This is a genomic window from Amycolatopsis heterodermiae, from assembly GCF_034929455.1.
Classification (GTDB): domain Bacteria; phylum Actinomycetota; class Actinomycetes; order Mycobacteriales; family Pseudonocardiaceae; genus Amycolatopsis; species Amycolatopsis heterodermiae.
This window is the reverse complement of sequence record NZ_JAYFSI010000001.1, coordinates 1,282,009-1,296,939: the sequence shown is the minus strand read 5'-3', so window position 1 is coordinate 1,296,939 and position 14,931 is coordinate 1,282,009. Positions and strand designations below refer to the sequence as shown.

The window sequence follows — 14,931 nt, the reverse complement described above, 5'->3', positions numbered from 1 at the left end:
TGGAGTTGACTCACTACTCAGTGCAACCGTTGTTAGAATGGGTGAAAGGGGAGGAGTCGACATGGGGAAGCACGAGAAGAAGGACAGCGGGGACTCGGACGTCCAGAGCGGCACCGAGAGCTCCGACGGCGGCCGGCACCGGAAGTAGGGCTCACGGCTCGACGATCGAGCCGTGCTCGTCGGTGACCAGCGCGATCCGGTCGAGGGCGTCGATGTGCAGGTAGCGCCGCGTTCCGTCCGCGTACTGGCGGACCGCGTCGGCCACCACGATCACGCGCTCGCCGTCCTCGAGCGAGTACAGGTCGTCCGGTGACAGCACTTCGTGGACGCCGGTGCCGCTGCTCACCAGGGTGCGGACCCGGCGTCCCGAGTGGTCGTAGCCGTACAGCTCGTTGACGCCGTCGTCGCCGTGGATGCCGCGCAGCCGGCCGAACACGTCCCGGATCTCGATGCCCGGCAGCGGTTTCGGCAGCTGGGCGACCGGCGGCGGCTCGATCTCGCGCAGCCAGCCGCCCGGGCCGGTCACCACGTGCCGCCGTCCCGAGAAGGCCTCGGTGACGCCGTTCGCGTAGTGGACCGCCGTGCGGCGGCCGCGCACGTCGTACTGCACAGAGTCGACGAAGTCCGGCACGCTCACCAGCCTGCTCACCTCGTCGTACTGGTACCGCACGGTCAGCCGGCCGTCTCCGGCGTCGGGGTAGGTCACCTCCGAGAGCCGCCCGTCGGCGCGGCGGACGATGTCGAGCCGGTACTCGACGGCCACGTGCGCGGGGCGCCACCGCTTCGAGATCGGGTGGCCGAGCGCGTCGTACCCGAGCAGCGTGACGCCCGATTCGTCGGTGACGCGCACCAGCCGCCCGCAGCTGTGCGGGCCCGCTTCGAGCGGCACGGGAAGCCCGCCGTCGTGGTAGGTGAACGTGGTGACCGGCGCGCTGTCCGGGTCGTCCACCAGCACCGCGGCCACCCGGCCGGCGACGTCGTGGATCCGGTACACCGCGCGCCCGCCCTCGCTGCGCGACTCCACCGCGTTCCCGGCCGCGTCCCGGACGTGCGCCACGCCGTCCGCGCCGCGCAGCACGCGCCCGAGCAGGTCGCACGTCACCTCGCCGATTTCCGTCTCCGCGGAGCCGGCGTCGAACGTCCGGACCGTGCCGTCCGGCGCGGTCACCCGCAGCGGGCGGCCCAGCGCGTCGTACCGGTACTCGGCCGCCGGGGTGCGCCGGCCGCCGATCCGGAACGCCCGCGACGTCCGGCAGACCAGGCCCCGCGCGCAGTACTCGTGGTGCTCGTCGACGACGTCGCCGAGCAGTTCGGTGTGCCGCCGCTGCAGCAGCCGCCCGGCGCCGTCGCGCACCTCGACCGTCGTGAGCACCTCCGCCTCGCCGGACACCGCGCGCTGCTCGGTGGTGACCCGCACCGGCCCGTGGTGGTCGTAGCGGTGGCGCAGCGTCGGCAGGTCCGCCGTGTCTCCCGGCCGCACGACGGTTTCCGGGCGGCCCAGCGGATCGTGGGTCACGGTGGTCACCGCGCCCGCCGGGTCGGTCACCTCGCAGACCCGCGCCGTCCGGACGTCGTACCGCGTCGCGGTGACGTTCCCGACCGGATCGGTGGCCACCTCGGGGAAGCAGCGGTCGTCGGAGTAGCGCACCTCGTGGGTGTCGCCGCGCGAGCCGGTGGTCGTGGTGCGCAGCCCGGTGACGTTGTCGGCCCGCCGGTGGAACGTCGTGACCCACCAGCCCGCCTCCCCCGCGCGGCGGTGGTAGCCGTGGCGGACCAGGTCCGGCGGGACCGGGCCGTAGACGTCGGCGACGAGCTCGTCGGTGAGCACCAGCTCCTCCCGCGCGGTCAGCAGGCCCTGCGAGCCCGCGCTCCCGTCCGGGCCCTCGTCGTAGCGGAACAGCTTGTCCGACAGCACTTTTCCGTCGCCGTCCAGTTCGCGGACCCGCGCGGGCAGCGCGGCGAACCGGTGGTCGGGATCGGTCGCGTACGTCGTGCGCGTCTCGCGCACCGAGGTCTCGTGGCCGGGCCGCTCGGTCGTCTCCACCACCCGGACCGGGTTGCCGGCGGCGTCCAGGTCCGACTCCGTCGTGGTGACCGAGACGGGTTTCTCCTGCCGCTCGAACACCGTCGTCACCGATCGGGTCCACTGTGGACGCTTGGCGTGCTCGACCCGGCGGTACGGGCGGACGGCGTCGGGCGAGTCGTCGAGGCCGTAGGTCTCCTCCTGCCGCAGGAAGCCGTCGTCGCCGAACCAGCGCACGGTCCGCAGGGTGGGCGCGTGCTCGTCGCCGAGCTCGTCCTGCACGACCCGGCCGAACCCCGTGAAGGCGTCACCGAAGCGTCGCTCGTGGTACTCGAACTCCGTCGTGCCGGCGAGCCCGGTCGCCGACTCGCGGAGCACGACCCGGCGGACCACCGGGACCGTCTCGACGGTCGTGTACTCGATCGCGGTGCGCAGGCCGATGCCGTTGTCGATCTCGCTCAGCCGCCCCGCGCCCGGCGCGAGGGAGTAGTACGGCACCGGCTCGTCCTCGGCGTCGAGCAGCAGCACGCCGGCGTTGATGCTCGTGCGGGCCCGGGCCGGGAGCTGGACCCGTGGCGCGGCCGGTGTTTCCGAACGGGCGTAGGCGAGACGCAGCACCGGCGCGGCCGCCTCGGCCCCGCGCGCGTCGTACCCGGTCAGCGCGACCGACGTCAGCACGGACGCGCCGTCGTCGACGTCGTAACCGAGGGTCCAGCGGCGGACGAGCGGGCGCGCGGCGGCCGGCAGCCGCAGCTCGATCCGGGAGCAGCGCAACGCCGTCGTCACGCGCCCCAGCTGCAGGACGTCGGGCCGCGGCTCGTAGGCGAAGTCCACTTCGTAGGGCCCGTAGGAGATCCGCGCGAGGTAGGCCTGCCCGCTGTGGTGCGCCCAGCCGAACGCCGCGCTGTTGCCGAGGGCGTCCTCGGTCCGTTCGAGGTGCCAGGCGTGGCTGCCGGACCGGCCGCCGTCCGACGTGCCGAGGAAGTGCCGGGTGCCCGAGCGCGCGGTGAGCACGAAGCCCTCGCCCCGGCGGGCCAGCCGGCCGCTGGTCCGGCTCTGCGTCCCGCTGTCGTCCAGCCGGACGTTCGGCAGCGGCACCGCGAACCCCGCGCCGAACGGGCCGTTCGGCGCGCCGGTGACGTAGCGCAGGGCCAGCGACGGCGCGATCCCGCCCGGACCGGGCGGCAGGTCGAGCGGAACCGTGAAACTCCCGCCGCCGGTCGCGGGTTCCGGTGTGAAGGACCCGCCCAGCCCGCGGATCCGCGCGGGCCGGGCCGCCTCCTGGAGGCTCGGCCGGAGCAGAGTCATGGCGTTCTCCCCGAATGCCTGGCGACGCTGGTGCGCCACCGGTTACTTCCGGGGTCCAAGTGGGTGAGTGGAGGACGCCAGATACGTCCTCACCCGTTTGCCGTCGGAGTTATGCATTCGTGATGTCCGTGCCGTATCCCGGTTGCGGCTGCCCGGTCTTTCCCGAGTAACCACGTTGTGATCAATGGCGGGGGCAAGCGAGAGGGTGGACCCGATGGTGGTCAGGTTCGTGAGGGACGAGGGCTCCGGCACGGCGAAGGAGGACGTCGGCACGCTCAACGAGCTCCCGGCGCCGCCGAGGCAGTTGCTCGACCGGCACGGCGCGCGGGTGCTCGACCCGGCGACGTCGACCGCGGTGCCGGGCCGGCCGGCCCCGCGCACGACCGTGTACCGGCCCGGGGTGTTCCTCCTCCCGAACCGGTACTTGCGCGACCAGGAGACCCTGGCCTCGATCAACCGCGTGCTCGCCCGCATCGGCATCTACGCCGAGCCGGCCGACCGCGGCGACTACCAGGAGACGACCCGCGCCCGGGAGCTCGAAGACCTGCCGGTGCGAGCGCTGCTGAAGGTGCGCGAGGACTCCGACCCGGCGGTCGTCGACTGCTGGAAGGCCGTCCAGCTGCTGCGCGGGGCCGCGGCGGGCGAGAAGCCGGAGATCGACCCCGAGATCGTCTCGAACATCTCCGTCGAGCACCTGCTGTTCACCACGCCGGTGTTCGGCGGGGTGCCGTGGGAGACCAGCGGCCTCGGCGGCACGCCCTGGGAGACCAGCGGGTTCGGCGCGGGCAGCTCGTACGGGCGCACCCGCGGCGCCAACCGGATCCCGGTCACGCTGTCGGCGGCCCCGCCCCACCGCAGCGCCAAGCCCGCCCACCGGCGTCCGGTCATCGCCGTACTCGACACCGGCATCGGCCCGCACCCGTGGTTCGGGCTGGCCGACCGCAGCGGCCCGCCGCCCGCCGGTGCCGGGCTGCGCGTCGCGCCGGACATCCAGGCGGCAATCCTGCAGGCGGAGATCGACTCGGGCACGACCGTGCCGACGCAGCTGCTCAACGACTACTGGGACGCGCCGACGACCGGCCAGCCGCTGATCGGGGACGTCGACACCGACACCGGGCACGGCCTGTTCATCGCCGGCATCATCCGGCAGGCCTGCCCCGAAGCCGACACGCTCGCGATCCGCGTCGTGCACAGCGACGGCGTCGCGTACGAAGGCGACGTCCTGCTCGCGCTGCACCTGCTGGCCGACCGCGTGCGGACCGCGCAGGCGAACAACCGGCCCGAGGACATGGTCGACATCGTCTCGCTGTCACTGGGCTACTACGAGGAAAACCCGGTCGACGTCGCCTTCACCGGCCAGTTCGCCACGGCCATCGCCGACCTGATCGGTCTCGGCGTGCTCGTCGTGGCGGCCGCGGGCAACGACGCCACCACCCGCCGCTTCTACCCGGCCGCCTTCGCCGACCAGCCGCTCGGCCCGCAGTGCGGCCCGCAGGTGATCAGCGTCGGCGCGCTCAACCCCGACCGCACCGCCAGCAAGGCGCTGTTCTCCAACGAAGGCCCGTGGGTCCGCTGCTGGGCGACCGGCGCGGGGGTCGTCAGCACCTACCCGGACGACGTCCGCGGCACCGCCTCCGCCGACCACGAAGTGCCGGACCAGGGCCGGAACTCGTTCGACCCGGACGACTACAGCGCCGGCTTCGCGGTGTGGGACGGCACGTCGTTCGCCGCGCCGCTCGCCGCCGCGGAGATCGGGAAGGCCCTGCTCAAGACGGCCGCCGACGAGCTGGCGACGGTCGAGCGCGACACCGTCGTCAAGCGGGCTTGGACCGCGCTGGGCGCACTGTGAACGTGGCCAAGACGGACCACGGACGGGTCGCCGTCCTGTTCGGCGCCGCGCGGGACGGGGACCGCGCGGCGCTGGACGAACTCGTCGCCCTGCTCACGCCGCTGCTCTGGCAGGTGGCGCGGGACCAGGGGCTGGACGTCGACCAGGCGTCGGACGTCGTGCAGACGGCGTGGCTGCGGCTGCTCGGCTCGTTCGCGGAGATCCGCTCGCCGGTGGCGCTCACCGGCTGGCTGATCACCGTCACCAAGAGGGAAGCCTGGCGTACTGGGGAAAAACGCCAGATCGAACGGCCGCTCGCGGAGCTTCCGGAGCGGCTCGCCGAAGCGTCACCGGCACCCGAGGAGGGGGTGCTGCGCGACGACCAGCGCGCGCGGTTGTGGCGCGCGGTCGACAAACTGCCCGAACGCTGCCGCAGCCTGCTGCGGATCGTCGCGTTCGTGCACCGGCCGGACTACGCCGAAGTGGGCGCCCGGCTGGGAATGCCGAGGGGGAGTATCGGCCCGACCAGGGGACGTTGCCTCGCGCGCCTGCGCGAGCAGCTACTCGCCAACGGCGAAGGAGATTGGCTGTGACCACCGTCGAACCAGCAGGCGCCAACGAGCCCTTGGACGAGCTCGATCTCCGGCTGCTGGCCGGGGTGCGCGAACTGTGGGAAGACGCCGACCCGATGCCCCCCACGCTGGTGGACCAGATCCGGTTCGCGATCCAGCTGGAGGACGTCGACCTGGAAGTGATGCGGATCCGGGAACAGGAGGGGCTCGTCGTCGCCCGCAGCGCGGCCGAGCAGGGAAGGCTCATCACCTTCGACAGCGAAAGCCTGACGATCATGGTGAACGTGAGCCCCGAACGGGCGGGCACGATCCGCCTGGACGGCTGGCTCACCCCACCGGCCGAGCACCCGATCGAGGTCCGCACCTGCGACGGCCCGCTGACGACGACCTCCGACGCCGAAGGCCGCTTCGCGGTCAGCGGCGTACCGCACGGCATGGTGCAGGTCTTGGTGCGCACGCTCGGCCGCTCGAGGACGGTGAGCACGCCGGCCATCGAGTTGTGAGCGGGGTTTGGCCGCCCGGCGGGCTTTTCGTGTCGGCTCAGCGGTTCGGGGACGGCTGGTTCGGCATGCTCGGGTGGGCTGTGATCCGAGCGGCCGGGTGTGGGAGCCCGCCTTCGGCCGGGGGTGGCTTCGTAGGCCGGGCACCTTGTTCGTTTGGCGGGCTTTCGCGCCGAGCGGCGGTCTCAGCCTTTCGAGCGGCTGACTCGGTGTCTTCGGCAGCGATTGGGTTGTGACCCGCTTCCGGCCGGAGGCAGCCTCGTGTCGGCCGTTCCGGGCACTCCGTTCGCCTGGTCGGCTTTCGCGACGGCTCGGCCTTCGGAGCGGCCGACTCGGCGTCCGCGGAGGAAGGTGCGGGAGGGTGCGTGACCCCGCCTTTCGGCCGGGAGTGGTGTCGTGGGCCGGGCACTCCGTTCGCCCGGCGGGCTTTTCGTGCCGGCTCGGCGATTCGGGAGCGGCAGTCGGCCTTCGGAGCGGCTGGCTCGGCGTCGTCGGGGCGTCCTCGGCGCGGGGTACGATCCGAGCGGCCGGGTGCGCTCGAGGTGGGTGAGCACGGTCATCGAGTGGTGACCCGCTCTTCTCGGCCGAGGGGAACGGTTCCCGGCCGAAAGGGCTGCCTGTGCGCGCCGAGGTCGCCTCGCCGAGGGTCGAGGACCGGGTGCGCGACCTGCACAAGCGTGCGGTCGCGGCGACCAACGACGGCCAGCCGGTGGTCGGCGGGCGCCTGATTCGCGCCGCCGCGCGGCTGCTCGGGCTGCCCGCGAAGACGCCGCCGCCGGACTGGCCCGGGTGGACGGACCTCGCGACGCGCGTTCTCGGCACGTACGCGGCCGTCGAAACCGCGCTGGGCAACAGCACGCGCGGGCTCGCTCTGCTCGACGAAGCCGACGTCCTCGTGTCGGACGCCGGGCGCGGGATCCTGCGCCAGCAACGGGGTCTGGTGTTCATCCTGATCGGCCGGATGGACGAGGCCCTCGACTGCTTCGACGAGGCGATCCCGCAGCTGCGGCAGGCGGGCGAGTTCGTCGTGCTCGCCCGGACGCTGCTCAACCGCGCGATGCTGCACCAGTACGCCGGGCGCGTCCGGCTCGCGCTCGCCGACCTCGACCAGTGCGAGCAGATCGGCGCCGGGCAGGCGTCGCAAGAGGGCCTGGCCCGGATCTTCGCGAAGGCGGCGCACGGCCGCGGCCAGGCGCGCGTGCTGACCGGCGACATCCCCGGCGCGCTGCGCGACTTCGACGCGGCGAGCGGGTTCTACGCCGAGCAGAGCGTCGGGATGCTGCCGGTGCTGGCCGTCGACAAGGCGCGGGCGCTGCTCGCCGCCGGGCTGCCCAACGAGGCCGCGGCCGAGCTCGACGCCGCGCTGGAACAGTTCCCGCAGCTGCGGATGAACCAGGAGCACGCCGAGGCCGAGCTGACCCGTGCGCTGGCCGCGCTGGCGAGCGGTGAGACGTCGACCGCGCGCGGCTGGGCGGTGCGCGCGGAGCGTCGATTTCGTCGAAGGGGCAACGAAACCTGGGCGGCGGTGGCGCAGCTGACGGTGCTGCGCGCGGACTTCGCGGCCGGGCGCCGGATCGCCCGCGTCGCCGCCGACGCGACGGCACTGGCCGATCGCCTGACCGCGCTGGGCCTGCGCAACGACGCCGAGATCGCCGCGTTGCTGGGCGCCCGGGCCCGGATCGCGCTGGGTGATCTCGACGGCGCCCGGGCCGGCATCGCCTCGCGGGACCGGCGCACCGCGCCGCTGGAGAACCGCCTCTTCCGGCGGCTGGCGCTGGCCGAACTGGGCGCCGCGAGCGGCCATCGGCGCGTCACGTTCGCGAACGCGCGGGCCGGGCTCACCCAGCTGCAGCGCCACCGCAGCCGCTTCGGCAGCGTCGACCTGAAGACCGGGACGACGTCGCTGGGCAAGGAACTCGCGGACGCCGGCCTCGCCGCCGCGCTCGCCCAGCGCTCGCCGGGGGTGGTGTTCCGGTGGCTCGACCGCTCGCGAGCGCAGGCGTTCCGGTTCCGGCCGGTCCGCCCGCCCGCGCACCCGGAGACCCTCGACGCCGTCGCCGAGCTGCGGTACCTCTCGATGCAGATCCGCGCGGGCGAGCTGTCCGGGAAGCCGGACTCGCAGGCCGTGAAGCGGTGCGCCGCGCTGGAACGCGAGATCCGCGCGCGGGGCTGGCAGGCCGAGGGCACCGACGAGGACCACCCGGAGGCGAAGCTCGGCGAGGTCGGGGACGAGCTCGCGGCGACCGGCAGCGCGATGGTCTGCTTCCTCGCCGACCACGGTTCGCTGTGCGCGCAGGTGATCGCGGACCACCGGGTCGCGCTGATCGAGCTGGGCCCGGCGTCGGCGGTCGCGGAGCCGGTCGCGCGGCTGCACAGCGACCTCGACGCGTTGTGCGGCAGGCAGTTGCCGCCGCAGCTGGACCAGGTCATCCGCCGGTCGGTGCGCACCCAGGTCACCGCGCTCGACGCGATCCTGCTGAAGCCGCTGGCCGCGCGGCTGGGCGACCTCGACGTCGTCGTGGTGCCGACCGGTGCGCTGTCCGCGATCCCGTGGGGGCTGCTGCCGACGTTGCGCGGGCGCCCGGTGACGGTGACGCCGTCGTCGTCGGCCTGGCTCGATGCCGGACGCCGTCCCCGCCGCGCGTGCGGGGCGCCGCTGCTGGTCGCGGGCTCGGACCTGACCCACGCCGACGCCGAGGTGTCGCGCCTGGCGTCGCTCTACCCGGAGGCCGAGGTGCTGACCGGCCCGGACGCGACGGTCGCGGCGACGCTCAAGGCGTTCGACGGCTGCCGCCTCGCGCACTTCGCCGCGCACGGTCACCACGAGCAGGAGAACGTGCTGTTCTCCCGGCTCAACCTGGCCGACGGGCCGCTGATGGCCTACGACGTCCAGCAGCTGTCGACGGCCCCCGAGCAGGTGGTGCTGTCGTCGTGCGACGTCGGCCAGACGGTGGTCCGCGCGGGCGACGAGGTCCTCGGCTTCACGGCGGCGCTGCTCTACGGCGGCAGCCGCACGGTGGTCTCGAGCGTCGCCCGCGTCGACGACCGCACGGCGGGTGGCGTGATGCTGGCCTACCACCGGGCCCTGTCGTCGGGCACGCCCCCGGCGCGCGCCCTGGCGGACGCCGCCCAGGCCGAGCCGCTGATGCCGTTCGTGTGCTTCGGCCGCAGCTGACGCTCTGTTCCTTTCGACGTCTCACCCGGTCCGGGGTTGCTTTCGGGTGATCGACCCCATCGCGACGCATCCTCGGTGATCACTTGGGCATCTTCCTCATGAGTCCGAAAGTTGTTGCCGGAACGAGGGAGAGCACCATGAAGCGCACTGTTACCGCGATCGCCGTCGGTGGCCTGGTGGCCGGGGGCCTGGTCCTGGCGGCCGGCGCCGCGAACGCGATGCCGAGCGACACCCCGTGCGGGGCGTCCGACGTGCACGTGACCGTCGCGCCGGACCCGTCGAACGCGTCCGGGCACGAGGCCTACGTCCTCACCTACACCGCGACCTCGCCGACCACGAACTGCAAGCTCCAGGGCGCGCCGACGGCGCTGGCCTTCATCGCCGACGGGCAGCGGCTGCCGATCGCCACCACCGTGGACGGCGCCGAGCAGCTCCCGGTGAACCTGCGTGACGGCCACCCGGCCGTGTCGCGGATCGTCCAGCGCTCGGCCGAGGCACCGTCGCCGGTCACGCCGACGACCGTCACGTTCGACCTGCCGACCGGCCCGTACGGCCAGCCGGTGAGCGTCGACTGGCCCGCCGGTGCGCCGGTCAAGGGTGACTCGGTGCAGCTCACGCCGGTCAGCAGCTGAACCTTTCCGACGTTCGAGGCACAGGGAGGAATGTCATGAAGCGCATCTTGATGGGGATCGGGGCCGCGGCGGGGATGGCCGCGTTGACGGCTTGCGGCGCGGCGGGGGCCGCGACGCAGACGCCGTCCGGGGCGGGCACGGCCGGGGGAGCCGGGGCCGCGGCGCCGGCGGCAGCCGCGTCCACCGCGACGCCGCGCTGCACCACCGCGGACCTGGCCGTCTCGCTGGGCAAGCCGGTCGAGAAGACCGACGCGAAGGGCCAGTTCGACGTGCCGCTGACCTACCGCAACACCTCGGACCACACGTGCGGCCTGTACGGCGTCCCGGGCGTCGACCTGGTCGGCCCGGACGACGCGACGTTCGGCCCGGTCTACCACCTGCCGCGCGAGAACAACGGCGTGAAGTACAACGAGGTCCCGGCGGGCACCACGGCGTCGGCGACGATCACGGTCCTGACGCCGTCCGAGGGCGGCGCGTCCTGGACGCCCACGTCGCTCAAGACCATCCCGCCGGGCCAGACCCAGGCGCTGACGGCGGCCTGGCCGGCCGACCTCCCGGTCCTGCGCCAGGACGCGGCGACCCACCCCGGCACCTACGTCAACGGCATCCTGGCCGACCCGGCCTGACACTGGTCCGTACGGCCCATTCGTCACTCGATAGGGTGATGCACGGGAGCGCGCGTCATTCCTGACGCGAGGTGCCCTCTCTTAGATCGCGGCGGTAACCGGCCGGCACGCCCCCCGACTGGCCGGTTACCGCTGCGGTGTTTCCTACTCACGGTGGACCGCACATTCGCCAGACCCGCGACGGCGTCCCGGTGCCGCTGCCGGGCCTCGCGGAGCCGATGGACGCGGCCGGCGTCGACACGATCCCGGGGATGAACGCGCTCGCGCTGGCGATGCTCCCGGTGAGCGCGGACCTCGATCCCGAAAGTTCCGGTCGGCGCACACGCGGCCGACGGTCCTCGCGCCGCGGCACGGCGGCCCGCTGCCGGCGTTCCTGCGGACGGTCCGGATGCCCTAGTTCTGGTTCAGCACCCGGAACGTCAGGTGGGTCGCGTTCGGCGTCGGCGTCACCGCGGTGCGCTCCAGCCGGACGTGCTCGCCGATCGGGCCGTCGAACAGCCGCACGCCGGCGCCGAAGAGCAGCGGGACCACGTGCAGGCGCAGTTCGTCGACGAGGCCGGCCGCCAGGAACTGCCGCATCGTCGTGCCGCCGCCCATGACCAGCACGTTCTCCTCGCCCGCCGCGGCCTTCGCCTGCCGCAGGGCGGATTCCGGGCCGTCGGTGACGAACGTGAACGTCGTCGGGCCCTTCACCACCGGTTCCGACGGCCGGTGCGTGACGACGAAACACGGCTTCTTGAACGTGCCGTCCTCGCCCCAAGGGTCGACGCCGACGTCGAACATCGACCGGCCCAGCACGAACGCGCCGGTGCCGTCGAACAGCTTCGCGCCGATGGCGCCCTCTTCGTCGGTGCCGCCGAACAGCCACTCGTGCAGCAGGTCGCCGTACTTGCCGAGCCGGTGCTCGGTGCTGGTGTCCGGACCGGCCACGACACCGTCCGCCGACATGCTGATCTCCGCGATGACCCGTCCCATGGCCGGACACGATGCCACGGCGGGATCAGTTCGTCGACCAGCCGTCGCCCCACTCGGCGTCGCGCGCGGCGCGGTAGCGCGGGCCCTGCTTCTTCGAGACGGCGACGCCGCCCTTCAGGCCGTCGGTGGCCGTGCACAGGTCGAGCGCGACCCAGCCCTTGTGCTTCTTCGGGTGCCGGACGATCCGCGCGTCCGGCCGCTGCGGCGGGAACCGCCCGGCGACGACGTAGGCGAACTTCTCGTCCTCGAACCCGAGCGTGGCCGCCTTCAGCCGGCGGTGCAGGGGCGAGCGCGGGAGCCGCGCGGCGAAGTGGCACCAGTCCGCGCCCGCCACGATCGGGCACTCGGCGTCGTGCGGGCAGGGGGCGACGACGTGCAGGCCGAGCTCGATCAGCCGGGTGCGCGCGGCCCGGATCCGCTCGTAGCCGGCGGGCGTGCCGGGCTCGATCAGCGCGACGGCCCCGGCCTTCGCGGCGAGCCACCGCACGACGTCTTCGCGGCTCGCGGCGGGCAGTTCGCCGAGCACGTACGACAGTGTCACCAGGTCGGCTTCGGGCGCGGGCCCCGCCGGGTCGACGAGCCCGCGGCGCCACTCGGCGTCCCTGACGACGTCGCGCCGGGCGCCGGCCGCGAGCCGCTTCCCGAGCCCGATCGCCCCGGCGACCTGCTCGACGACGGTGCACCGGGTGAGCGACGGCCAGACGTCGGCGGCGGCCCAGACCGCGGCGCCGGTGCCCCCGCCGACGTCGACCTGAGTCCGCGGCTCGAAGCCGGGAGCGCGCGAAGCGGCTTCGGCGAGCACAGCGTGTACGGCGGCGTAGGTCGCGGGCATGCGGTAGCCCGCGTAGGCCGCGACGTCGACGTCGGAGGTGAGAATCGGCGAATCGGCCGAGTCACCCTGGCGGTAACGCGTGCTGAGCCGGTCGACGGACTGCGTGAGCCGCGGCAGGGGGTGCCTGGCCAGCTCGTCGTCGAGCGCGGAGGAGAGATCGTCGGGGAGTACCGCCACGACCGGTGATTCTCCCCTGTCCGGTTTGCCCGCCCGGATCCGGCCTGAGCTGCTAGTTTTCCGGCGCGGAAGTTTTTTGGCCGACGCTGTCGATCCGGGGCGGGGCCGTTCGACGCGTGGGCAACAGCGAACAGAGGGAGTACGCGATGCGGTTCATGGTGATCGTCAAGACGACCGGGGCGACCGAGGGCAAAGCGCCCAGCGCCGAGCTGCTGGCCGAGATGGCCCAGTTCAACGAAGAGATGGTCAAGGCGGGCATCCTGCTGGCCGGCGAGGGCCTGTCGCCCAGCTCGGAAGGCGCCCGGGTCGTCTTCGACGGCAAGGAGACCCCCCAGGTCGTCGACGGTCCGTTCGCCGAGTCGAAGGAGCTCGTCGGCGGGTTCTGGATCCTCCAGTGCCGCGACCGCGACGAGGTCATCGAGTGGATCAAGCGGATGCCGAACCCCCACGGCGAACAGGGCCAGGTCGAGATCCGGCGCATCGCGGAGTCGTCCGACTTCGAGAACATGACCCCCGAGGTCGCCGAGATCGAGGCGCAGCTGCGGGCGAAGTCCGGCGGGGAGGCGTGAGCCGTGCGGTTCCTGGTGATGGTCAAGGGTGACGACCCGGATGCGACTTCGGGTCCGAGCGCCGTCCTCCTCGAAGAGATGGCGAAGTTCAACGAGCGGCTCCTGGCCGAGGACCGGATCGTGCTGGTCGAAGGCCTCACCAGCAGCGCGGACGGCGTACGGATCCTGTTCGACGGTGACGCGGAACCGAAGCTCATCGACGGGCCCTTCGCGGAGTCGAAGGAGCTGGTCGCCGGGTTCTGGGTGCTCAACGGCGAGTCGCTCGAGGACGTCGTCGAGCTGATGAAGCAGGCACCGAACCCGGAGGAGAGCGGCGGCGTGCTGGAGATCCGCCGGATCGCCGAGTAGTGGGTTGCACCGCGCCTGAACACCCTGTCTGATGGCCGGGTGACGGTAGCGGACACCCGGAGCACGGTAGAAGCGGTTTGGCGGATCGAGTCGGCGCGGCTCATCGCGGGCCTGGCCCGGATGGCCCGCGGCGACGTGGGGCTCGCGGAGGAGCTGGCGCAGGACGCGCTCGTCGCGGCCCTGGAGCAGTGGCCGGAGTCCGGGGTGCCCCGCAACCCCGGCGCGTGGCTGATGACCATCGCGAAGCGCCGGGCCGTCGACCAGTTCCGCCGCAACGAGCGGTACGCGGAGAAGCTCGAAGAGGTCGGCCGCGACCAGCAGCTCGGCGAGGGCGTGCTGCCGGACTTCGACGCGGCCCTCGACGACCACATCGAAGACGACCTGCTGCGGCTGCTGTTCGTCGCGTGCCACCCGGTGCTGAACACCCAGGCGCGCGTGGCGCTGACGCTGCGGATGCTCAGCAGCCTGACGACCGACGAGATCGCGCGCGCCTTCCTCGTCCGCGAATCGACGATCGCGCAGCGGATCGTCCGGGCGAAGAAGGCCCTGGCGGCGGCGAAGGTCCCGTTCGAGGTCCCCGAAGGCGACGAGCGGCTCGCCCGGCTGTCGTCCGTGCTCGAGGTGATCTACCTCGTGTTCAACGAGGGTTACTCGGCCACCCGCGGCGACGACTGGATGCGCCCGGCGCTGTGCGAAGAGGCGATGCGGCTCGGCCGGGTGCTCGCCGGGCTGATGCCGGGCGAGTCCGAGATCCACGGGCTGGTCGCGTTGATGGAGCTGCAGGCGTCCCGCTCGAAGGCCCGCATCGGCCCGAACGGCGAGCCGGTGCTGCTGCTGGACCAGGACCGCGCCCGCTGGGACCGGCTGCTGATCCAGCACGGTCTCGCGGCGCTGACGCTGTCCGAGCAGATCGCGGAGGGCGCGTACGGCTCGTACTCGGCCCAGGCGGCGATCGCGGCCTGCCACGCCCGCGCGCGCACGGCCGCGGAGACGGACTGGACGCGCATCGCGGCGCTCTACGAAGGATTGGGCAAGCTCCAGCCGTCCCCGGTGATCGAGCTGAACCGCGGGGTCGCGGTGGCCATGGCGTACGGCCCGGAGGCGGGCCTGGCGATCGTCGACGCCGTCGCCGACGAGGCAGCGCTGAAGGACTACCACCTGCTGCCGAGCGTCCGAGGCGACCTGCTGCAGAAACTGGGCCGGCTGGAGGAGGCGGAGCGGGAGTTCCGCCGCGCAGCGGAGATGACGGAGAACGCCCGGGAACGCGCATTGCTGCTGGACCGCGCTACCGCGGTGGGCCGCTGACCCGCCCTGGTCGCGGGCCACCTGTGGTTCTGCGCCGGCCGGTTGCTGATCGGCGAGGTGA

The 14,931-nt window shown here is 73.1% G+C and carries 12 protein-coding genes; 9 read left to right on the top strand and 3 right to left on the bottom strand.

Annotated features, from left to right (window positions below; genetic code table 11):
* Positions 1-151: 151 nt before the first annotated feature.
* The gene (locus tag VA596_RS06330; protein WP_323324375.1) at positions 152-3,331 is read right to left on the bottom strand and encodes a SpvB/TcaC N-terminal domain-containing protein; all 3,180 of its coding nucleotides are present in this window, start codon (positions 3,329-3,331) and stop codon (positions 152-154) included.
* 214 nt (positions 3,332-3,545) lie between these two features.
* Between VA596_RS06330 and VA596_RS06325 the strand changes: the two genes are divergently transcribed.
* The 6 genes from VA596_RS06325 (at position 3,546) to VA596_RS06300 (ending at position 10,664) form a co-directional block, all read left to right on the top strand.
* Positions 3,546-5,180: a S8 family serine peptidase gene (locus VA596_RS06325; RefSeq protein WP_323324374.1), complete on the top strand. Its 1,635-nt coding sequence runs from the start codon at positions 3,546-3,548 to the stop codon at positions 5,178-5,180.
* Positions 5,177-5,752 carry an RNA polymerase sigma factor gene (locus VA596_RS06320; RefSeq protein ID WP_400550325.1) on the top strand — a complete coding sequence of 192 codons (576 nt, stop codon included), beginning with the start codon at positions 5,177-5,179 and terminating at the stop codon, positions 5,750-5,752. Before VA596_RS06325 ends, VA596_RS06320 begins: the two co-directional genes overlap by 4 nt.
* Positions 5,749-6,234: a hypothetical protein gene (locus VA596_RS06315; protein ID WP_323324372.1), complete on the top strand. Its 486-nt coding sequence runs from the start codon at positions 5,749-5,751 to the stop codon at positions 6,232-6,234. The genes VA596_RS06320 and VA596_RS06315 overlap by 4 nt, the downstream gene beginning before the upstream one ends.
* Before the next feature lie 616 nt (positions 6,235-6,850).
* Positions 6,851-9,406, top strand: coding sequence for a CHAT domain-containing protein (locus VA596_RS06310; RefSeq protein WP_323324371.1), 2,556 nt, complete (start codon positions 6,851-6,853; stop codon positions 9,404-9,406).
* Between the two features lie 137 nt (positions 9,407-9,543).
* Positions 9,544-10,038 (top strand): DUF4232 domain-containing protein, encoded by a 495-nt coding sequence (locus VA596_RS06305; protein WP_323324370.1) that lies wholly within the window; start codon positions 9,544-9,546, stop codon positions 10,036-10,038.
* A gap of 35 nt (positions 10,039-10,073) precedes the next feature.
* Positions 10,074-10,664: a DUF4232 domain-containing protein gene (locus VA596_RS06300; protein ID WP_323324369.1), complete on the top strand. Its 591-nt coding sequence runs from the start codon at positions 10,074-10,076 to the stop codon at positions 10,662-10,664.
* Between the two features lie 393 nt (positions 10,665-11,057).
* On the opposite strand, the gene VA596_RS06295 is transcribed toward VA596_RS06300, so the two are convergent.
* Positions 11,058-11,639: a dihydrofolate reductase family protein gene (locus VA596_RS06295; protein WP_323324368.1), complete on the bottom strand. Its 582-nt coding sequence runs from the start codon at positions 11,637-11,639 to the stop codon at positions 11,058-11,060.
* Between the two features lie 25 nt (positions 11,640-11,664).
* On the bottom strand, positions 11,665-12,648 hold the full coding sequence (locus tag VA596_RS06290; protein ID WP_323324367.1) for a small ribosomal subunit Rsm22 family protein: 984 nt from the start codon (positions 12,646-12,648) through the stop codon (positions 11,665-11,667).
* A gap of 146 nt (positions 12,649-12,794) precedes the next feature.
* On the opposite strand from VA596_RS06290, the gene VA596_RS06285 reads away from it, so the two are divergent.
* The 3 genes from VA596_RS06285 to VA596_RS06275 are packed head-to-tail and all read left to right on the top strand — an operon-like array spanning position 12,795 to position 14,870.
* On the top strand, positions 12,795-13,217 hold the full coding sequence (locus tag VA596_RS06285) for a YciI family protein (RefSeq protein ID WP_323324366.1): 423 nt from the start codon (positions 12,795-12,797) through the stop codon (positions 13,215-13,217).
* A gap of 3 nt (positions 13,218-13,220) precedes the next feature.
* Positions 13,221-13,565, top strand: a complete 345-nt coding sequence (locus VA596_RS06280) for a YciI family protein (protein WP_323324365.1) — start codon at positions 13,221-13,223, stop codon at positions 13,563-13,565.
* A 39-nt stretch (positions 13,566-13,604) separates the two neighbouring features.
* Positions 13,605-14,870 carry an RNA polymerase sigma factor gene (locus VA596_RS06275; RefSeq protein WP_323324364.1) on the top strand — a complete coding sequence of 422 codons (1,266 nt, stop codon included), beginning with the start codon at positions 13,605-13,607 and terminating at the stop codon, positions 14,868-14,870.
* Positions 14,871-14,931: the final 61 nt, after the last annotated feature.